This is a genomic window from Desulfoluna butyratoxydans, from assembly GCF_900699765.1.
GTDB classification, from domain to species: Bacteria; Desulfobacterota; Desulfobacteria; order Desulfobacterales; family Desulfolunaceae; genus Desulfoluna; species Desulfoluna butyratoxydans.
Genome location: NZ_CAADHO010000003.1, coordinates 565,032 through 584,152, shown reverse-complemented (window position 1 = coordinate 584,152; position 19,121 = coordinate 565,032). Strand labels below are relative to the sequence as shown.

Annotated in this window: 19 protein-coding genes; 15 read left to right on the top strand and 4 right to left on the bottom strand. The window is 57.7% G+C overall.

From position 1 onward, the window contains the following. The first annotated feature begins 418 nt into the window (after nt 1-418). From MSL71_RS11355 to MSL71_RS11345, 3 genes are all read left to right on the top strand, one after another. On the top strand, nt 419-1,642 hold the full coding sequence (locus MSL71_RS11355; protein WP_180140319.1) for an NADH:flavin oxidoreductase: 1,224 nt from the start codon (nt 419-421) through the stop codon (nt 1,640-1,642). Between the two features lie 26 nt (nt 1,643-1,668). Beyond that, on the top strand, nt 1,669-2,049 hold the full coding sequence (locus tag MSL71_RS11350; RefSeq protein WP_180140318.1) for a hypothetical protein: 381 nt from the start codon (nt 1,669-1,671) through the stop codon (nt 2,047-2,049). Nucleotides 2,050-2,277: 228 nt separating this feature from the next. Beyond that, complete coding sequence (locus MSL71_RS11345) at nt 2,278-2,928, top strand: hypothetical protein (RefSeq protein WP_180140317.1); 651 nt, start codon at nt 2,278-2,280, stop codon at nt 2,926-2,928. Between the two features lie 55 nt (nt 2,929-2,983). Here the strand turns inward: MSL71_RS11345 and MSL71_RS11340 are convergent, their stop codons facing one another. The 3 genes from MSL71_RS11340 to MSL71_RS11330 form a co-directional block, all read right to left on the bottom strand. Beyond that, nucleotides 2,984-4,231, bottom strand: coding sequence for a BamA/TamA family outer membrane protein (locus MSL71_RS11340; RefSeq protein ID WP_180140316.1), 1,248 nt, complete (start codon nt 4,229-4,231; stop codon nt 2,984-2,986). 507 nt (nt 4,232-4,738) lie between these two features. After that, on the bottom strand, nt 4,739-5,245 hold the full coding sequence (locus tag MSL71_RS11335; protein ID WP_180140315.1) for a DsrE family protein: 507 nt from the start codon (nt 5,243-5,245) through the stop codon (nt 4,739-4,741). Between the two features lie 114 nt (nt 5,246-5,359). After that, complete coding sequence (locus MSL71_RS11330) at nt 5,360-6,001, bottom strand: TetR/AcrR family transcriptional regulator (RefSeq protein ID WP_246317769.1); 642 nt, start codon at nt 5,999-6,001, stop codon at nt 5,360-5,362. A 433-nt stretch (nt 6,002-6,434) separates the two neighbouring features. Between MSL71_RS11330 and MSL71_RS11325 the strand changes: the two genes are divergently transcribed. From MSL71_RS11325 to MSL71_RS11290, 8 genes are all read left to right on the top strand, one after another. After that, complete coding sequence (locus MSL71_RS11325) at nt 6,435-7,547, top strand: GGDEF domain-containing protein (protein ID WP_180140311.1); 1,113 nt, start codon at nt 6,435-6,437, stop codon at nt 7,545-7,547. A 189-nt stretch (nt 7,548-7,736) separates the two neighbouring features. After that, nucleotides 7,737-8,492 (top strand): acyl-CoA dehydratase activase, encoded by a 756-nt coding sequence (locus tag MSL71_RS11320; protein WP_180140309.1) that lies wholly within the window; start codon nt 7,737-7,739, stop codon nt 8,490-8,492. A 45-nt stretch (nt 8,493-8,537) separates the two neighbouring features. After that, a complete protein-coding gene (locus MSL71_RS11315) occupies nt 8,538-9,524 on the top strand; it encodes a sugar ABC transporter substrate-binding protein (protein ID WP_180140306.1) in 987 nt (328 codons plus the stop codon). Nucleotides 9,525-9,531: 7 nt separating this feature from the next. Then, complete coding sequence (locus MSL71_RS11310) at nt 9,532-10,275, top strand: ATP-binding cassette domain-containing protein (protein ID WP_180140305.1); 744 nt, start codon at nt 9,532-9,534, stop codon at nt 10,273-10,275. A gap of 1 nt (nt 10,276) precedes the next feature. Further along, nucleotides 10,277-11,251: an ABC transporter permease gene (locus tag MSL71_RS11305; protein WP_180140304.1), complete on the top strand. Its 975-nt coding sequence runs from the start codon at nt 10,277-10,279 to the stop codon at nt 11,249-11,251. Next, nucleotides 11,248-12,405 (top strand): double-cubane-cluster-containing anaerobic reductase, encoded by a 1,158-nt coding sequence (locus MSL71_RS11300; protein WP_180140302.1) that lies wholly within the window; start codon nt 11,248-11,250, stop codon nt 12,403-12,405. The genes MSL71_RS11305 and MSL71_RS11300 overlap by 4 nt, the downstream gene beginning before the upstream one ends. A gap of 320 nt (nt 12,406-12,725) precedes the next feature. Continuing rightward, nucleotides 12,726-14,003, top strand: coding sequence for a double-cubane-cluster-containing anaerobic reductase (locus MSL71_RS11295; protein ID WP_180140299.1), 1,278 nt, complete (start codon nt 12,726-12,728; stop codon nt 14,001-14,003). A gap of 238 nt (nt 14,004-14,241) precedes the next feature. Continuing rightward, the gene (locus tag MSL71_RS11290) at nt 14,242-14,892 is read left to right on the top strand and encodes a small multi-drug export protein (RefSeq protein WP_180140297.1); all 651 of its coding nucleotides are present in this window, start codon (nt 14,242-14,244) and stop codon (nt 14,890-14,892) included. Nucleotides 14,893-14,947: 55 nt separating this feature from the next. Here the strand turns inward: MSL71_RS11290 and MSL71_RS11285 are convergent, their stop codons facing one another. Further along, entirely contained in the window at nt 14,948-15,610 is a 663-nt protein-coding gene (locus tag MSL71_RS11285; RefSeq protein WP_180140295.1) for an NAD(P)H-dependent oxidoreductase, read from the bottom strand. 125 nt (nt 15,611-15,735) lie between these two features. Between MSL71_RS11285 and MSL71_RS11280 the strand changes: the two genes are divergently transcribed. From MSL71_RS11280 to MSL71_RS11265, 4 genes are all read left to right on the top strand, one after another. Further along, the gene (locus MSL71_RS11280) at nt 15,736-16,059 is read left to right on the top strand and encodes a winged helix-turn-helix transcriptional regulator (RefSeq protein WP_180140293.1); all 324 of its coding nucleotides are present in this window, start codon (nt 15,736-15,738) and stop codon (nt 16,057-16,059) included. A gap of 495 nt (nt 16,060-16,554) precedes the next feature. Continuing rightward, a complete protein-coding gene (locus MSL71_RS11275; protein ID WP_180140291.1) occupies nt 16,555-17,097 on the top strand; it encodes a DUF2975 domain-containing protein in 543 nt (180 codons plus the stop codon). Between the two features lie 69 nt (nt 17,098-17,166). Continuing rightward, nucleotides 17,167-17,376, top strand: coding sequence for a helix-turn-helix domain-containing protein (locus tag MSL71_RS11270; protein WP_180140289.1), 210 nt, complete (start codon nt 17,167-17,169; stop codon nt 17,374-17,376). Between the two features lie 165 nt (nt 17,377-17,541). Further along, entirely contained in the window at nt 17,542-18,972 is a 1,431-nt protein-coding gene (locus MSL71_RS11265; protein ID WP_180140288.1) for a sigma-54 interaction domain-containing protein, read from the top strand. The last annotated feature ends 149 nt before the right edge of the window (nt 18,973-19,121 follow it).

Sequence of the window (19,121 nt, the reverse complement as noted above, 5' to 3'; positions counted from 1 at the left end):
ACTGATATTCACGTTCACATTGCCGACGCCGTATCGTGGGCCGATATCTCCATGACACTTACCACCAATGTCTCACGAGCGAAACCACGGCCAGACCGTGCAGCGCATGAATTCAGAGGCCTTCAGGCCCCGCCGCCCGGCGGCGAATTCTCCGGCGGCCTCATTGCCACTTGACAGCCGTATTTGAAATCATTCATGATTAGTCATCCTTAAAGGTCGTCCGTTGATGACTTGTTGATTTCCTTCTTACCCGTTGCAAGCAACCCCGCATGTCGTTTTTTACTTAATAATTTATCGGCCCGTCCGCGTTTCCCGGCCGGTCCCGCAGTTCATCCGATCCGGTGCCTCCGGTTCCGAGTATGAAGTGATGCGACTCCGCCCCCGGAGCAGGCCTGCACACCACCCGAAAGGATCACCCATGTCACTGCTTTTCACGCCAGGAAAAATCGGCTCCCTTGAAATCAAAAACAGGTTTGTCAGAGCACCGGTTTACGAAGGACTGGCCGAGGCCGACGGCTCCATCGGCGACGACATGCTTGCCTGTCATGAACGCCTGGCCAAAGGCGGAGTGGGCCTGATCTGCACCGGGTACATGTTTGCCTCCCCCCTGGGGCGGGCACAGAAACGCCAGGCGGGCATCCACTGCGACGCCATGGTGCCGGGCCTTAAAAGACTGGCCGACACCGCCCACGACCACGGGGCAAAAATCGCCTTTGAGATCTCCCATGCCGGACGCCAGACCGAAAAGCACCTCATCGGACGGAACCCCCTGGCCCCCTCCCGCATCAGGCGGGACCCCTCCTACTTCATCAAGCCCGACGAAATGAGCGATGCCATGGTGCAAGAGACCGTGGACGCCTTTGTGGCTGCTGCGGGCCGCGCCGTGGAGGCCGGCTCTGACCTGGTCTACCTCCACGCCGGAGGCGGCGACCTCCTTAACCAGTTCCTCAGCCCCTTTTTCAACGTAAGGAAAGACCGCTGGGGCGGTTCTGCTGAAAACCGGTTTCGCATCATGCAGGAGATCATCACCGGCATCAAAGAGAAGGTCTCCAAAGAAGTCCCCATCCTCGTGAAGATGAACTCCAGGGACCTGACCCCGCAGCAGGGCATCACCCTGGAGCTGGCCCGCACCTACACGGCATGGCTCAGGGACTCAGGTGTCAGCGGCCTGGAGCTTACAACCGGTGTGAAATTCTACGATCACATGAGCTGCTGGCGCGGGGGCGTCCCGGTCAAGGAGATCGTCCGGGCCCTGCCCGCATGGAAAAAACCGGTGGGATGGCTTTTGATGAAACAACTGGAAGGAACCCGCGACCTCATCGAGGGCTGGAGCCTGGAAGACCTTAAAGCAGTGAAGGAGTGCGCCGGAGACATGGCCCTGGTCATCGTGGGAGGCATGCGCAACAAGACGCACATGGAAAGCGTCCTTGCGGAAGGCCACGCCGACTTCATCGCCCTTGCCCGGCCCCTTATCCGGCAGCCTGCCTTTGTCAACCGACTCAAGGAAGGAAAAACCGAAGCATCGTCATGCATCTCCTGCAACCGATGCATCGGTGCCGTCATGAACCAACTGCCCTCGGCCTGCTACCGAAACGGCCTCCCCAGAGGGAGCGCCGCCCCAAAGAAGCCGGGAACCCCCTAACCATCAACAGAGAAGGAGACCCCACCATGATCCCGTGCTCTCAAATCAACTTTCCCTGGAGCGGAGATGTCGTCCAGAGCATCGACCCCGATGTTTTTTTCGGCGCCATCCCCGCGGAAGCAGGAGACGGCCGGATGGAAAAGGCCATCGTCAGCAAAGCGTCCTACGGCAGGCAGCTCGGCCTCATCACCGAGGTCCTCATCTCCCTGGTGGAGGAGGTAGGAAAAAAAACACAGAGCAAGGACGCATTCAAGGATCTCAAGGGAGTTCAAGAGGATACGGAAAAGATAAAAAAAGAGATGAGAGTGGCCACCCGGACGGCCGCCCGCAGGCTTCTGGAACGACTCAGCCAGAGCGACCCCGACGCGTTGGATCAAATCTTGAAGGAGTTCAGTGCCCGATCTTAGCCCGGATATTTCATGAGCCCTCAAAAAAAAAGAAAAAATATCATGATTTTAATTACCTACAACAAAAGCGTCAGCTATTTTGAAAATGCAAAATGTAAATCAGCGTTTGCTGTTTGATTTTCTCACCCTTCGGGCGAGTCGAGTGCACCCATCTTCTGCGTTATCAGAGATTTGAATATGGGTGCACTCGACTCGTGAAATATCCGGGTTAAATGAAAGGAGCGATCCATGAACGATCATGCCTCTTCTTCCCCATCCCTCTGGACCGAGATGCGAAACTGGATCATCGGACTGACGGCAGTGCTTCTCGTGATCCCTTCCCTGGTCAACGCCGGTCTGGACATCTACAAATCCCTCATCAACTTTCCCAAGACCCGCTCGGAACAGATCAACAGCCGCCTGTTTTCGGAAAACTTCAACAAATCGCCCATCGTCACCATTCCGGTGCCCATCAAGACCCGCCACAAAACCGTCAACATGAAGCTCTCCATCTATGAGGGCGGTGATATCTTTGCCGAATACGGCGATTACTCCCAGTGGTTTCCATTCCCCACCGAACAGACCACTGCCCTGTCCTGGATCCCGTCTGCGTATGCCGGGCCCCCGGAGCCCGTGGAAAAGCCCCGGGAGTACACCCAGGTGGACACCCTCAAGGGAAAGATCATCGAAAGGGAACGGATCTATTCCGACGGCACCACCGAAAGGTACACCATCAACCGGAACACCGGAAAAATCGAAAACAAGGTCATCAGCCAGGAGACCCCGCCGCGGTCCGACACGGCCAAGCCCCAGGTTCATATCATGCCCTTTCCCACCGTGGATCTTGAGGCACTGAAAGAGACCGAAAAAACCACGCCCCATAACTGCCCCAAGCCCTGACGTGCCCATGATGCCGCCCCCATGGCACCATGGGGGCCCGGTGCAAAGGCCCGGATCAAAATTGAAAGGGCTGACTGACCATCATCTGCACCCCCATCGACTCTTCGGAAACCGCCACATCCACACGGGCCACGATCCCCTTGGCCCACACCCTGAAGCCTAAACCCACATCAACCTTCATGTCCGAGTGAAGCTCGGACAGGTCCCAGGAAGGCCCCACCCTGCCCACCTCCACAAAGGGGACGAACTGCACCCAGGCCACCCCCACGTAATGCTGGAGCCAGGGCCAGCCCTCAAAGGGATTCCAGTACGGGATCATCCGAAGCTCGGCCGCGTAGTAAACGGCTGTCTTGTCGCTGAAACGATTCGACGGATAGCCCCGCATCCGCCATTCACCGCCCAGGGTGGCCCCTGAAAAGGCCGGAGGACGATTCTCGATCTCTCCGTCTTCGGTCTCGTTCCAGGACGGGGAGTAGGCGGTCCAGGCATCAAAAGCCAGAACCGACTGGCGAAATGCAGGGGAAAGGGACAAGGGGATGTAATGGTCGTATTCGGCGGAGACCGTGGTCCAGGACTCGGTGCTGTTCAGCCACCCGAAATCACGGGACAGCTCGATATTCAGGGCATTCCCGCTGGAGGGGTTTTGATGGAAATCGCGGTTGTCCCAGAACATTCCCACATCCAGGCCGTTGGTCTTCAGCTTGGATTCGATGTCGTCCCCGTCCACCTGCTGGGAACGGTAAAATGGGGTCAGCTCCAGGTAGATCTTGCCGCTTGACAGCGGGTTCCATTTCGGATCCTCCCTGGGTTTCGAGACCGGAAGCCCTTCCTTCAGGGCTACGGTGTCAAAGGAGACCACCTTGCCCCCGGCGATGGGCAAAAGGTACTGGAACCGCAGCCGAAAGTAATTATCCCAGCCGTCGCCGGTGACGAAGTTGTCTTTGTCGGACCCGTTGCTCCCCGCCCGCTCATCGGTAAAACCGGGGTTCCCGTCAATATAGCTCTCATTGTCGGAAAAGTACCCCACCGAGGCAATGGGATCGAACAGGAACCGCTCCGTGTTGGGAAGCAGGATGTCCTGCCCGTACAAAATGGCCATGGCCGAACCCTGGGACCCCACCATGGCGGTGCCCAGGAGCCCGGCCTGCTTTTGGGGGTAACCGGTGACGCTGTGCACATACCCCACGGCAACACCGAAGCTGTCGTTGTAAAAACCGTAGGGAATGCTGATGGTACCCAGGGAGTCGGGGGTCTCCCCCAAAGGCGATGCCTCTTGCTCTGCAAAGGCCAACCCTGTGGACAAAACAAGCACCAAACCCACCACCAACGCCTGTAAAAACATAACGATGCGCATGATCCGACCCCGTCCCCATTGGATACTCCGTTGAGTAAAACGGTCACGACAACTTAACCGACTTTTTTTGATGGATGGTACACGGAAGGAGGAGCGGGCAATGGCAACATGCCAATGCCCGCGCCAAAAGATATCTTCTGAACTATAGCATCCCGGAGGAGAAACAGAGAATCATTTTCAAGGTAAGTCACTGCAGAACAGGACAAAACCGCGAGTAACTATTCAGCCTATGCCTCCGGCGGCCCTGCCGGGGGCTAAACGTTTGCCTGATTTTATAAAGATAAAGACGGGTTTAACAAACAGGTTTTAAAAAACCTTTTTGCGTGAATTTTTACTTTGAAGGCGGATGTGATTTGACCCGAGGAACGAGGGGCAAAACACATCTGCTATCTGCTTTCAAGGTGGCACACCTTGCCGCCGGAGGCTGTTTTTTGAGCTGAATAGTTATAACCGCGACTACATAACAGGAACAGTCCCGTATCCCTGGGCCTGGTACCCGATAAGGGAAATAAACGTATTGCCCACAACCTTGACTTCAGGAAGAACCGTGCCGTTGTCCACACCGAAGAGATCGGTGGCAATGGCGCAGGCCTCAAAAGAGACCCCCATGGCCTTCAGCTCACGGATCTTGTCGGCAATCTGACCATACAACAGGGCCTGCTTGTCGTCGGCAGCATGGGCTTTGCCGGTGATAAACTGAACGGCGGGCCCACGGAATGCCACAACAAACTCGGGCGTGACGCCCTGAGCCACCAAGCCCTGATGGGTCATTCCGATGACCTTAAGGTAGAGGGGCATGCTTTGGGCATCACCCAGGTTGACGTCAAAGAAGGCTTTACCACTGGTGACCCCCTTGAGGGCATCACGGTCATCCGGTCCCCCGGCAAGGGCGGGCGAAATCACGGCACAGGCAAAAAGGGCCAGGGCGCAGACAGATAAGATGCACTTTTTCATTGTTTTCATAAGAATATACCTCCATATGCATGTTGAATTAATTCATTAGAACGAACATTCGTTTTAACCCACAGACAAAAAAAGGGGCCCCACAGTCCTCTCATGCTGAAGGGCGCCAAAGGGTTACGCGGGGGCCTTTTCCGCCCCCCATCTCCCTTCGCCCTCCCCCCCCATGGCAACGGAGCGCCACGCACACGACCAGACATCATCAAGGTAGGATTCCAGCGGACGCACCAGCACGCCGTCCAAGGCCAGATGGATCATGCGGATGGCACCTCCATACAAAGCAGCAGAAGCAACGGTCACATCCATCCTTCGTATCTCCCCCTCATCCATCCCTCGCTTCACCATCTCTTTCATCTTCAGAAAAGGGCCGGACGAGCAGATGGGCTTTTCGTCGGGCAGAAATTCCCGATGCCTGGCGTAAAGAATGAACTGCATCACCGCAGGTGAACGCCGGGTGAGTTCCATAAGCCAGGCCAGAACAGCCCGACAGCGGTCATGGGCCGAGGCATACTGGCTGTCGATCCGGTCCATGCCCTCATCCATGGAGGCAACAAGCCCGGTAAAGAGCGCCCGGGCGATCCCTTCCTTATTTTTAAAATAATGATAGATTGATCCGATGCTGACCTTCGATTCGCGCTGGATATCATGAATCGATGTATTAAAATAGCCACGCTCGGTGAACAGGCGCAGCGAGGTGACCAGAATCTGCTCTTGCCGATTCAGCCGGGACAGGTCCTGATTATTTATCAAGGTAAGCATCAACAGGGGCTCCTTTGATTTCTGACAATTAAAACGAACATTCATTCTAATATCCCCGTGGGTCGATGCCTGTCAATCAAAAACAGGTTAGCCCACGGAACGTGCCCCATAGCCACGGTGAATCTGTCTTTCCCCCCTTTCGGAAGACTCACCGGAACCAGCCGACAGACATAATGCCCTTTAAATTTTGACTGAAAACTGATAATGAGCACGGAACAATCCGATACTGATATATAAGCAAATATGAGTCTGGACCATAAACACTGACCGAATCAGCACCCCCCGTTGACCCCACGGCCGGTCCCCGGCAGGGGCTGTTCCCCTGTGCCGCGTTCTTTTCCAGTGTCCTGAGTCTGAGCTCAGCGGTTTATCCCACCCTTGGTGACCCCGTTCGGGTATAAGGGCGTTCCGCATTGATGAATGAGAGTGAGTTATGGCACAGTTCAATTGGATGGGTGAATTTCAGGACCCTGAAAAAGAGAAGCACTTCAGGGACGAGCAGTGGCCCCGCATCCGGCACAAAATGCAGTTTGTGTACGCCGTCACCGCCGTCATCTACCTCCTTGCCGGGTTCGCCGATTTTTGTGAACTCGGGGTCGGCCCCGAACTCAACATCCTGCTGGCAGGCAGGGCCCTTGCCGCCATGGCTGGCTTCACCGCCTTTTATCAGCTCTACCTCAATAAAAAAGATATCGTGCGGCACACAGCAACGGTCTGCGCGTACATGTCTGTGGTCATGGGCACGGAAATCATCGAACTCATCCTCAAGGCGCCCATCACGAGCACCATGACCATCTCCGCCACCTCCTTTGTCGTGCTCATCTGCTATCTCTTTTTCCCCCCGCGCCTCATCGCACCCCTCATCGGCTGCCTGGGCGGCTCGGTGCTGTATATCGCGGCCATGCTCTTCTTCACGTCCCTGCCCTTTACCTCCATGTCCACCACCATCCTCTCCTTTTGCCTGGCCAACTGCTGCGGCATCTATTTTTTCATCCACATGGAGAAAGCCAAGCGGCGGGAATTTTCAGCCCTCACCGAGCTGAGAAACCTGGTGGAGATCGACGAGCTCACCCAGGTATTCAGCCGGAGAAAGGTCCTTGAGATGGGACAGTTCTTCTTCAAGTCCGCCAGGCGGTTCCACACACCCGGCTCCGTTCTCATGGTGGACATCGACCATTTCAAGCGGTTCAACGACACCTTCGGCCACCACACCGGCGACCGAATCCTGGCCGGGGTGGCCTCCCGATGCAAGCACGCCCTGCGGGAAGTGGACTCCTTCGGCAGGCTCGGCGGAGAAGAGTTCATCGTGTTTCTGCCCCAGTGTACCCTGCGCCAGGCCCTCATTGCGGCCGAACGCATCCGCACCACCGTCTGCAATACCCCCTTTCACACAGACCAGGGAGAGCTTTCCGTCACCATCAGTATAGGGGCCGCTGAACTGCACCCGGATCACACAGACCTCTCCTGCCTTATCCGCGACGCGGACATGCAGCTCTACCGGGCCAAGGCCAAGGGCCGAAACCGCATCATCCACGCCGCAGCGTAAAGCACCACCCCCACCCGGGCCTTGCAATAGATCATCTCGATAGCATCTACCTATCCCCATCAATATTATCTCTTTGACGCCCGTCTTTCCTGCACATACAAAACAAACCCATCGCAATCCATCGCACACAAAACCTGCCCTTTAAACGGACAGGCGACATGTTTTTTTTGACAGACACAGGATGGCCCCATGATCTCTGCAGGCATCGACATCGGCTCCCGTACCATTAAACTGGTCCTTTTGGAAAACGGCACCCTCACCCACACAGCCACCACAGACACCGGGTTCCAGCCCATGACCCGTGCCCGGGAGATCCTCTCCACAAGCGGCAAGACCCCGCACCGGCTCACGGCCACCGGCTACGGCCGCACCCTCTTCGAGCAGCAGATGGAAGCCGACACCGTCACCGAAATCAAGGCCTGCGCCGCCGGGACCTTTCACCTCTACCCCGAAGTCTCCACCATCCTCGACATCGGCGGCCAGGACGTAAAGGTCATCCGGGTGGGAAAAAACGGCCGTGTGGTCAAGTTCGAAATGAACGACCGCTGCGCCGCAGGCACCGGCAAATTCCTGGAGATCATGTCCGATAACCTGGGTTTTTCCCCGGCAACCTTCGGGGACGCGGCCCTTTCAGCCGAAAAGACCGTGGAAGTAAGCAGCATGTGCACGGTCTTCGCCGAATCCGAGGTCACCTCCCTTTTGGCAAAAGGCGAAAAACCCGTGCACATCGCCCGGGGCCTCCACGACTCCGTGGTCAGGCGCGCCGCCTCCATGATCCGCCGCGTGGGCCTGGACGGCCCCTTGTGCTTTGTGGGGGGCGTGGCCAAAAACCCCTGCATCCGTGCCCTGCTGTCCGACACCCTGAACACCGAGGTGGTGGTCCCGGACTCTCCCCAGACCGTTGTTGCCTTTGGCGCAGCGCTTCTCGCAGACAACAGGCAGTAACGCGGGCTCCCGCCCACACACACATAAAAAATAAGGAAACACGACATGATCAAGCGACTCCTGACCCTTGCCCTGCTCCTTTTCACCGCCGTTCCTGTGGCTTCGGCCACAAACATGCCGAAAACCGGCAACGGCATGCACATCTGGTTCGACACCGGCGGCCCCGTGGGCGGCACGTACAACACCGTGGTCTATAACGGTGCCAAGGCCGCGGCCAGCGACATCGGCGCACGCATCAGCTTCGTCTACTCGGACTGGAGCCCGGAAAAGATGATCGAAAACTTCAAAAAGGCCCTGGCCGAAAAGCCAACGGGCATCGTTGTCATGGGTCTTCCCGGTGATTCGGCCTTTGCCCCCCTCATTGACGAGGCACGGAAAAGCGGCATCCTCGTCACCACCGTGGATACCCCGCTTCCCAAAACCCAAGGCAAATACCAGGCCGAAGGGTTCGGGTTCATCGGCCCGGACAACTACACCCAGGGCAAGAGCATGGCTACCGAGTGCCTCCAGCGCTTCGGCCTCAAAAAAGGAGATCGGGCCTTTGTCTGGGGCCTCAAGCGCCTGCCCACCCGTGGCCGCCGTGCCGTGGGAATCTTAGAAGTCCTTGAAGATGCAGGCGTCACCGTGGACTACCTGGAGATCTCCCCGGAGATCGACAAAGATCCGTCCCTTGGCACCCCGGTGGTCACCGGCTACCTGGCCTCCCACCCGGACTGCAAGCTCATGGTCATCGACCACGGCGCCCTCACCGCCCAGATGGAAAATTTCCTGAGGGCCGCAGCCGTCAAACCCGACGAGATCAACGTGGCCGGGTTCTCCCTCTCCCCTGCCACGGCAACAGCCATCCAGAACGGCTTTGTGGACCTCATCGGAGATGCCCAGCCTTTCCTTTTGGGCTACTTCTCCGTGCTCCAGATCGCCCTCACCGAAAAGTACGGGTTCTCCGGCCTTAACATCGACACCGGCGGCGGCTTCATCGGAGCGGACAACCTCTCCCTCATCGCGCCCCTGGCGAAAAAAGGACTCAGGTAAAAGTCCCATGGCGCCCCTTATCGAACTGTCCGGCATCACCAAGTCCTACGGCCACGTGGACGCACTAAACGGCGTGGACCTGACCCTGCATGACAACGAAATCATCGGCCTCATCGGGGACAACGGCGCAGGGAAATCCACCCTCATCAAAATTCTTTCCGGCGTGGAGACCTTTGACAAGGGCACCATGCGCATCGGCGGGGCCGCCGTGGACCCGGGCAGGCACACCGTAAAAACCGCCAGGGACATGGGCATCGAGACGGTCTTTCAGGACAAATCCCTGGGGGAGTCCCAGCCCATCTGGCGAAACTTTTTCATGGGGCGCCACCGCACCAACCCTTTGGGCATGATCCGGGTGGCCCATGAAAAAAAAGAAGCCATGAAGGTCCTGACAAAGATCATCGGCCTCAAAGGGGCGGGGCTCTCTGCCGACGCCCCGGTCTCGGTGCTCTCCGGCGGGGAGCGCCAGGGCCTTGCCATCGGGCGGGCCATGTATTTCAACGCCCGGGTGGTGATCCTGGATGAACCCACCACGGCCCTTGCCGTCAAAGAGGTGGACAAGGTCCTGGGCTTTGCAAAAGCCCTCAAGACCGAGGGGAAATCAGGGATCTTTGTCTCCCACAACCTCCACCACGTCCATGACGTGGTGGACCGGTTCCTCTTTCTCCAGCGCGGCCGGGTGGTGCACGAAGCCCGCAAGGCCGATGAAACCCCGGAATCCCTCATGGCAACCCTGATGAAATGGTCCTGATATGAACGCAATCCCCTCTTTTCTGCGCAACAACCCCGTGCAAGGGGCCATTACCCTGATCTTTGCGGTGCTGCTGGCAGGCTTCATGGCCCTTGCCCCCCACACCTTTCTCCACGGCAGGATCTATATCGCCTACCTCTCCACCATCCCCTTTGCAGGCATGATCGCCCTTGCCATGACCCTGGTCATCATCACGGGTGAGATGGACCTCTCCTTTCCGGCGGTGATGGCAGCCTGCGGGTTTGCCTTTGCCAAGGTCTTTGCCATCACCGGCAGCCCGGCGGCAGGGCTCATGGCGGCCGTTGCCGTGGGCGCCCTTGCCGGATGTCTCAACAGCCTGCTGGTGGTGGGTTTCGGCGTTCCCGCCATCATCGCCACCATCGGCACCCAGTTCTTCTGGCGCGGGGCCACCGTGCTCCTGGCAGGGGGCCTGGCCGTGAACATGCCCGAGATCAGGGAAACCGCCCTTCACCACCTCATGGTGGGCCGCTGGTTTGAATTCCTGCCCGCCCAGGCGGTCTGGTTTGCCGGGCTCACCGGCCTCTTCTGGCTGGTCTTGAACCGCCACGTGGCAGGAGACCACCTGCGCTTCTGCGGAGACAACCCCGAAGCCGCCCGCATGATGGGCATCCCCACGGCAAAGGTCCGCACCGGCGTTTTTGTGCTCATGGGCATGGTCACCGGGCTCTCCGGCGCCATGGTCTGCATGGAGATGGCCAGCTGGTGGCCCACCCAGGGCGAGGGCTACATGCTCCTCGTCTTCGCCGCCGTCTTCGTGGGAGGCACCTCGGTCTTCGGCGGCACCGGCACCATCTACGGCACCCTCATGGGAGCCATCATCATTGGCATGATCGAGGCAGGCATCATCAGCATCGGCCTCTCCGGCCTGTGGACCCGCATGGTCTACGGCGTCGTTATCATGGGCGCGGTCTCCGTCCACGCCCTTCTCACCCCATCTTCAGGAAAACAGTCATGACCCGTACCACCCATCCGGCCATCAAAGCGGCCCTGAAACCCTTTACCCTCCTGTCCGAACACTGCCAGCGCCACCTGGCCGAAGCCCCGGAAAACGGCATCAAGGTGGCTGGGATCTACTGCGCCTTTGCCCCGGAAGAGCTGGTCCGGGCCGCGGGCATGATCCCGGTGAGCCTCTGCGGCAAGGACGAAAAGCCCATTGCCGTGGCTGAAACCGAGCTTCCCGCAGCCCTTTGCCCCCTCATCAAGTCCAGCTACGGCTTTGCCCTCTCCGGCACCTGCCCCTACTTTGCGGCCGCCGACGTCATCATCGGGGAGACCACCTGCGACGGCAAAAAGAAGATGTTTGAACGCATGGCGTCCCTTAAACCCGTCCACGTGATGCAGCTGCCCTACGCAGCGGACAGCGCCCCGGCCAAAGAGTTCTGGCGCAGCGAAGTCCAGCGGCTGAAGGCCTTCATCGAAGACCACACAGGACGCGTCATCACCGACGAGGCCCTGGCCGAGCAGGCGGACCTTCTCAACACCCGAAACGAGGCCCTTATGGCCATCTCCGAACTCATGGCAGGGCCCGTGCCGCCCTTAACGGGCCGAGAGATGCTCATGCTCATGGAGTCCCGCAACGTGGCCGTGGACCTTCCGGCTTACAACGCCATGCTGAACGACCTCCTTCAAACCATCCTGGCCAACGCCCCGGAGGAGTCCCGGGGCAAGAAAAAACCACGGGTGCTGGTCACCGGCTGCCCCATGGGAAGCGGATCGGACAAGGTCCTGAAACTCGTGGAAGAGCTCGGAGGGCTCGTGGTGGCCCAGGAACACTGCGGCGGCCTTAAAAGCATCTTCCGCCCCGTCACCAAAGAAACCAACATGGTCAACGCCCTGGCCGACCACTACCTGGGCACGCCCTGCGCCTGCATGAGCCCCAACACCAGGCGCCTGGACCTGCTCAAAGACCTGGTCACTCAATTCCGCGCAGACGCCGTGGTGGACGCCACTCTCCAGAACTGCCACCCCTACACCGTGGAACACACCACCGTGGCAGAAACCCTGGAAAACGAATGCGACACCCCCGTCCTCCACGTCAACACCGGCTACTCCCCGTCGGACACCGAGCAGATAAGGATCCGCGTGGAAGCGTTTCTGGAGATGATCTGACAGGGTAAAAAAACAAAAGCATGCCTCCGGCGGCGAGGTGTGCCACCTCGAAAGCAGGCTGCCATTGCGCTTCGCCCTTCGTTCCTCAGGGCAAATCGCAATGGCATTTGCTGAGGGCCGGAGAAACGATGTCGTCATTCGAACAGCATCAGACAGATGTTTCCGGAAGCATTCGCGCCTCCGGGGGGGCAGGCCCTGTAGACCCTACCCGCATAAAACAGCAAGGCCCCCATTGCCTACGGGTGCATTCGCGCCCCTGGAGGCCTGCTTTTTTCACCTAATATTGACAAAACATGAACACCCAACCCAAAGGAGCTTCCATGACCACCGATCACACCCCCATGTGGAAAAACCTCGGCCTTGACATCGAGGCCCACGATGCCCTGCTCAGCGTGCTGGGCCAGGCTTACGGCGACATCTACCTTGCCCAGGAAAACCGCCCCGAAGGAATGGGGTACTTTGACTTTGTCATGAGCGAGGTCCACGGCCAGCGAATTCAGGAGCTGGTGGATGCACAGGCCGCAGGCCGAAAAGTCATCGGCTGCTACTGCGTCTTCGTGCCCGAAGAGATCTCCCTGGCGGCTGAGGCCATCCAGGTGGGGCTCTGCTCCGGCGCCGATTTTGCCATGGACGAGGTGGAAAAATATCTTCCCCGAAACACCTGCGCCCTCATCAAATCCTCCCTGGGCTTCAAGCTGGCCAAGGTCTGCCCCTATCTGGAGTGTTCGGACCTGGTGGTGGGGGAAAACACCTGCGACGGCAAGAAAAAAGCGTACGAGAACCTTGGGACCCTGGCCGACAACCTCTACGTCATGGACCTGCCCCAGGTAAAATCAGACGAGGGCCGGGCTCTGTTAAAAGCGGAATTCATCCGCTACAAAGAGGCGGTGGAGGCCCTCACCGGCAACACCATTGACGTGGCCGCCCTGAAAAAAGGCATCGCCATCGTCAACAACAAGCGCAAGGCCATGGCCCGTCTGGCCGCCCTGCGGCACAATCCGGTGCTGCCCATCTCCGGCCTGGACGCCCTCATCGCCAACCAGGTCTTCTTCTACGACGACCCGGTCCGCTTCACCGATGCGGTCAACGCCCTGTGCGACGAGCTGGAAACGCGCATTGCAGAGAAAACAACCGTGGTTGCCGACGGCACCCCCCGCATCCTTGTGTCGGGCTGCCCCATGGCCGTGCCCAACTGGAAGCTCCCCGCCGTCATCGAGACCTCCGGGGCGGTCATCGTGGCCGAAGAGTCCTGCGTGGGCGAGCGCGGCTGCCGCAACCTCACCGACGACTCCGCAGACGACCTGGACGGCCTCATGGACGCCCTGGTGGACCGCTACCTCGCCATCGACTGCGCCATCTTCACCCCCAACACCGAGCGATCCGGCCACATCAAAGAGCTGGCCGAAAAATCCAAGGCCGACGGCGTGATCCAGTACACCTTAAACTTCTGCCAGCCCTACGCCATGGAGGCCATTCCCCTGGAAAAAGAGCTGGAAGAGACAGGTCTTCCCACCCTGCGCATTGAGACCGACTACAGCCAGGAGGACATGGGACAACTCAAGACCCGCGTGGAAGCCTTTGTGGAGCTGCTCAAGTAGAGCGGTATCATGACACGTAAAACAAAAAAGGCCCGCATTCATCATCGATGGATGCGGGCCTTTGTGCGTCTCTACCCGGAGCCCGAAGGTAACACCCTCGGGCAAGGGTGGTTATCCCTTGGTAAAGGACGGCCGGTGTGGTAAAAGCATCTTCATAGTTCTTTTGAAAGTTACCTATCAGTGTGTTACCCGTCACACGCCTGAATCCGCCACCTTAATATTACGGTGTAGAATCACCATGAAACATACCCTAATAAACTCCGTTGAATTCAAGATCCTGCTTCTAGGCGTTTTATTGGCCGTCCTGCTCTTGGGGTACCTTGGATACTGCGCCTTCACAGACTACAAGCAAGCCGAGACCCTGATCCTCGTGTTCGGCGCCCACACCTTCGGGGGACGGGCAGCCGGTGTGGGACTCTGCATCTTTGCGGGAATGGGGCCCGCCCTGTCCATCGGCTACAACTTTTACATTGAGGTGCTCATCGTCTGCTTCACCTACGCAGGATTCGTTCTCAGCACCAAGAGCTACCTGAGGGTCCCGTGGATCATGAACGCCATGGATCGCCTCACCGAAAAGGCCCTGCAGCACAAAGACAAGATCGAGCCCTACGGCTGGATCGGCATCTTCCTCTTTGTCATGGCCCCCCTGCCCGTCACCGGCCCGGTCATGGGATCCATCATCGGGTACATGCTGCGGCTGGGCCTGGTACGCAATTTGTCCGCCACCCTCCTGGGTACCCTCACCGCCATCGGAATCTGGTTCTACGGTTTCGATTTTTTAAATGACCGCTTTCAGGTTATCCAGTACATCTTCATCGCCATCGTGGTCATCGTGGTGCTCCCCCATCTGAAGAAAATCAAGAACTTTATCCTCTACATCAAAGGGTAAAAAAGGGATTCCGGGTACCTGATCATTACCAGCGTGATCAGGTGCCCGGCTGCGGCTATTCGTACCAGGTGGTGACCGCCTCCAACTCCTGGCGCGTCTTTGCCATGGGGGCCTCCTTGCGATACCCGAAACCCACGGCGCAGGCCAGCGTAAACTTGTCCCTGTCCATGCCCAGCTCTGCGGCAAGCAGGGCGTCCATCTTCTCCCGGTCAAAGCCTTCCATGGGGCAGCTGTCCACCCCGATGACCGCTGCAGCGGTCATCATGTTTGCAAGGGGGATATAGGTCTGCCGGGTGGCCCAGTCTGTCATGGCCCGCTCGCTCTCCAGCAGGTTAAAATCCGTGGACTGAAAGGCCTCGTAAAACCCTTTGCGCATCTCCACGATCTCCGGTGGCAACTTCTGAACGTTCTCCATGAACCCGGTGACGTACTCGCTGTCGTACCGCATGAAGTGGCTCTTCCGGGCCAGGATAAACACCAGGTGGCTGGCCGTGGGGAACTGCTTCTGTCCGCCCCAGGCCACCTTCACCAGGGTCTCCCGCAGGGCCTGGTTCTGGATCACCAGAAAGTGCCAGGGTTCGAGCCCGAAGGAGCTGGGGGAGAGGCGCCCTGTCTCCAGGATAAAGGAAAAGTCCTCTTCGGATATCTTTTTCGTCGCGTCGAATTCCTTGCAGGCGTGCCGGAACATAAAGGCGTCGAGAATCTCTTGTTTTTTCATGAAATCGTCCTCCGTGTAGATGTCGTTTGTGTGTTGACAACCAACCTAAGGACAAAGTACCTTTTGGTCAAGTAGGTACAATTTTGTACTATAGTATCAATTTGTATACCATGGAGGCATGCATCATGGCCGACAGAGCATCCAACTGCCCCGTAGAACAGGCCCTCGGCATCATCGGCGGGAAGTGGAAAGGCATCATCCTCTACCACCTGATGACGGGAAAAAAACGCTTCGGCGAGTTGAGAAAACAGATGCCCTCGGTGACCCAGCGCATGCTCACCAAGCAGCTCCGGGAGCTCGAAAACGACGGCCTCATCCACCGGGAGGTCTACAAAGTGGTCCCGCCCAAGGTGGAGTACAGCCTCACGCCCATGGCCGAACCTGTCAAACCCATCATCCTGGCCCTCAAGGAGTGGGGGACCACCCTCCCCAACCCGGATATGTCATAAGAAAACGACCGGCCTCTTCAATAAAATACCTTTCATCGTTGTAACCATTCAGCTCAAAAAAAACAGCCTCCGGCGGCAAGGTGTGCCACCTTGAAAGCAGAGAGCAGATGTGTTTTGCCCCTCGTTCCTCGGGTCAAATCACACCTGCCTTTAAAGTAAAAATTCACTCAAAAAAATTTCTTAAAACCTGTTTGTTAAACCCGCCTTTATAAAATCAGGCAACAGTTTAGCCCCCGGCAGGGCCGCCGGAGGCATAAGCTGAATAGTGACTCATCGTTTTCGGTTGTTCCCCGTTCCGTATAATCCATCCACCGCATGCCGTTCTTCCTCACCCTGATTTTATCCTTTGCCCTTCTATTATCGAAATTCGATAATAAATGATTGACACTCATAGAGACCATGCGCTACCGTTACTTATCGTTTTTCGATAATAAATGATTGATGTATAAGAACGCCATAGAGATTAATCGACAACCCGTGCCAAGGAGGCCTGTTGTGGACAACCTGTCAAAAATCAAAAAACACAGTAAGCGGTTTCACCTTCTCATCACCTTTTTCATGGCGGCCATCCCCTTGTATTATCTTCTGTACTGGATCTTCATCAACCAGCTGCCCAACGAGATCATCAACGTCAACACCACGGCCACCCCGCTGATCCCCAATCACCTGCCCGCCTCCCTTCGGGCCCTGGGCCTTCTCTGCAGCCTCCTTCCCCTTTCGGCCCTGACCTACGGGCTCATGAACCTCCGCAAGCTGTTTGCCTATTATAACAAAGGAGAGATCTTCTCCTTTGAACACGTGCGGCTGTTTCGAAGCACGGCCAAGGCCCTGGTGCTCTGGGTGGTCTTTTCCATCCTCTATGAGTCGGCCAAGAGCGTGATCTTCACCATGGGCAACCCGCCCGGAGAGCGGGTCATCAGCGTGGGGTTCAGCTCGCCGGAGCTCACCTCCCTGGTATTGGCAGGTATCGTCTTTTTCATTGCCTGGGTCATGGATGAAGGAAGAGCCCTTAGCGAAGAGAGCCAATTCACGGTATAAGGATTCGGGTCACCCCTGCGGCGGCAAGGCCGACCCCATGTGATATAAACAAACCCAACCGGAGAGATCATGCCCATTATCGTGAATTTAGACGTGATGCTGGCCAGGCGCAAAATGAAGTCCGTGCAGCTGGCCAAGGCCATCGGCATCACCGAACAGAACCTGTCCATTTTAAAAACCGGCAAGGCCAAGGCCATTCGCCTCTCCACCCTGGATGCCATCTGCGAGCACCTGTCGTGCCAGCCCGGCGACATCCTGGAATTCAAAGAATCAGAGTAAGGTCCATGCCAAGAATAAATGACACATGACGGAATCATCCCATAAGTCCTCAGCATGATTTTTTGATCGTTGCATCGACACATAACGAATTTGAGGCGGTGTATCGTTATGTATTATTATTTTAGGGCATAGCCCTAACACGGCACCGCAATGGAATCGCAGCACATGACCGACAGCACCATAGAAGACCAACGAACCCTCTTCTCCTTTGACCATGCCCCGGTGGGCATCGTCTGGCACGATGCCGACGGCAAGATCATCCGCGTCAACCGATACGCCGCCCGCAAGCTGGAATATGCCCCGGAGGAGCTGGAGGGGAATTATCTCTACAAATTTGTCGTCCTGGACACCCAGAAGGAGAGGGGCTCCTACTACGGAGACGATCCAGGGGCAGGGACGTTGCACAACCTGTTTACCAAGCACGGCAAGGTGATCCCCGTAAAAGTCCTGGTCTACGGAGCGAATGAAGACCACGGAGACTTCGGGTGCGCCTTTTTCACGGACCTGTCCGAGACCGTGCGCCTTGCGGAGATGCTTCGGGCCTTTCAGGAGAGATACCCCTCCCATGGCACCGAGGCCGACGCAGAACTCCCTTCTGAAAAACCCCGGGAGGTCTTCCGGGATTTCATCGGCCAGAGCCGGGCCACCGGAGAGCTCTTCCGGCTCATCTGCAGCGTGGCCCCCACCCCCACCACGGTCCTCATCTCCGGGGAGACCGGCACGGGCAAGGAGCTGGTGGCCCGCAAGATCCATGAGTTGAGCGGCAGGGCCGCAAAAAAGCTCGTCAAGGTAAACTGCGCCACGTTGCCCGCCCAGCTTGTGGAAGGGGAACTCTTCGGCCACGAACGCGGAGCCTTTACCGGGGCCCACTCGAAAAAGCCCGGCCGGTTCGAGCTGGCCCACGGAGGGACGATTTTTCTGGACGAAATCGGTGAGATGTCCCTGGAGATCCAGGCCAAGCTCCTGCGGGTGCTTCAGGAAGGCGAATTCGAAAGGCTTGGCGGCACCGACACCCTCAAGGTGGACGTGCGGGTCATCGCAGCCACCAACCGCGACCTTCCGAGCCTTGTACGCACGGGCAGGTTCCGGTCCGATCTCTATTTCCGCCTCAGCATCTTTCCCATCCCCACCCCGCCCTTAAGGGAGCGCAAAGAGGACATCCCCCTTCTTACCCGTTTTTTCACGGAAAACTTCTGTACCACCCTCAACAGAAAACACAAAGCAGTGCCCAAAACATTCACCGACATTCTCAAGGCCTACCACTGGCCGGGCAACGTTCGGGAACTCCAGAACGTTGTGGAGCGGGCCTGCATCCTCAGCACCGACGACAGCCTGGATCCGGCCTGCATCTCCTTTGCCTCGGTCCCCACCGTCGACGCCCCGGACGCGCCCCTCTCCTTTGAAGAGAATGAACGCCGGTACATCGCATCGATCCTGGCCACCACAGGCGGCAAGGTGTTCGGACCGGACGGGGCTGCTGCAATCATGAAGCTCAACCCCCGCACCCTGATGTCCAAGATCAACAAACTGGGCATCCCCAGGCCGAGTTCCACGGCCCGTGGTCAAGAACCCGCTCCCTGTTCCCCGATGAAATAAAATCCCGGGGATGACATATCATCCCCGAAACACTTTTTGCCCCACAGCCCCACATCTCACCGCGCCCTTTATCATTCATGATATAAACAAATTACCCACACCAATACACCACATAACACCCCGGCACGCTTTATGCTGTTTTATGGTTA

What these genes read in the sequence shown, in the direction of transcription:
- MSL71_RS11285 (WP_180140295.1), bottom strand. Translation starts at nt 15,610, where the DNA reads ATGAAAAAACAAGAGATTCTCGACGCCTTTATGTTCCGGCACGCCTGC.
- MSL71_RS11265 (WP_180140288.1), top strand. Translation starts at nt 17,542, where the DNA reads ATGACCGACAGCACCATAGAAGACCAACGAACCCTCTTCTCCTTTGAC.
- MSL71_RS11330 (WP_246317769.1), bottom strand. Translation starts at nt 6,001, where the DNA reads ATGCTTACCTTGATAAATAATCAGGACCTGTCCCGGCTGAATCGGCAA.
- MSL71_RS11350 (WP_180140318.1), top strand. Translation starts at nt 1,669, where the DNA reads ATGATCCCGTGCTCTCAAATCAACTTTCCCTGGAGCGGAGATGTCGTC.
- MSL71_RS11345 (WP_180140317.1), top strand. Translation starts at nt 2,278, where the DNA reads ATGAACGATCATGCCTCTTCTTCCCCATCCCTCTGGACCGAGATGCGA.
- MSL71_RS11300 (WP_180140302.1), top strand. Translation starts at nt 11,248, where the DNA reads ATGACCCGTACCACCCATCCGGCCATCAAAGCGGCCCTGAAACCCTTT.
- MSL71_RS11310 (WP_180140305.1), top strand. Translation starts at nt 9,532, where the DNA reads ATGGCGCCCCTTATCGAACTGTCCGGCATCACCAAGTCCTACGGCCAC.
- MSL71_RS11295 (WP_180140299.1), top strand. Translation starts at nt 12,726, where the DNA reads ATGACCACCGATCACACCCCCATGTGGAAAAACCTCGGCCTTGACATC.
- MSL71_RS11335 (WP_180140315.1), bottom strand. Translation starts at nt 5,245, where the DNA reads ATGAAAACAATGAAAAAGTGCATCTTATCTGTCTGCGCCCTGGCCCTT.
- MSL71_RS11270 (WP_180140289.1), top strand. Translation starts at nt 17,167, where the DNA reads ATGCCCATTATCGTGAATTTAGACGTGATGCTGGCCAGGCGCAAAATG.
- MSL71_RS11325 (WP_180140311.1), top strand. Translation starts at nt 6,435, where the DNA reads ATGGCACAGTTCAATTGGATGGGTGAATTTCAGGACCCTGAAAAAGAG.
- MSL71_RS11355 (WP_180140319.1), top strand. Translation starts at nt 419, where the DNA reads ATGTCACTGCTTTTCACGCCAGGAAAAATCGGCTCCCTTGAAATCAAA.
- MSL71_RS11320 (WP_180140309.1), top strand. Translation starts at nt 7,737, where the DNA reads ATGATCTCTGCAGGCATCGACATCGGCTCCCGTACCATTAAACTGGTC.
- MSL71_RS11315 (WP_180140306.1), top strand. Translation starts at nt 8,538, where the DNA reads ATGATCAAGCGACTCCTGACCCTTGCCCTGCTCCTTTTCACCGCCGTT.
- MSL71_RS11290 (WP_180140297.1), top strand. Translation starts at nt 14,242, where the DNA reads ATGAAACATACCCTAATAAACTCCGTTGAATTCAAGATCCTGCTTCTA.
- MSL71_RS11280 (WP_180140293.1), top strand. Translation starts at nt 15,736, where the DNA reads ATGGCCGACAGAGCATCCAACTGCCCCGTAGAACAGGCCCTCGGCATC.
- MSL71_RS11305 (WP_180140304.1), top strand. Translation starts at nt 10,277, where the DNA reads ATGAACGCAATCCCCTCTTTTCTGCGCAACAACCCCGTGCAAGGGGCC.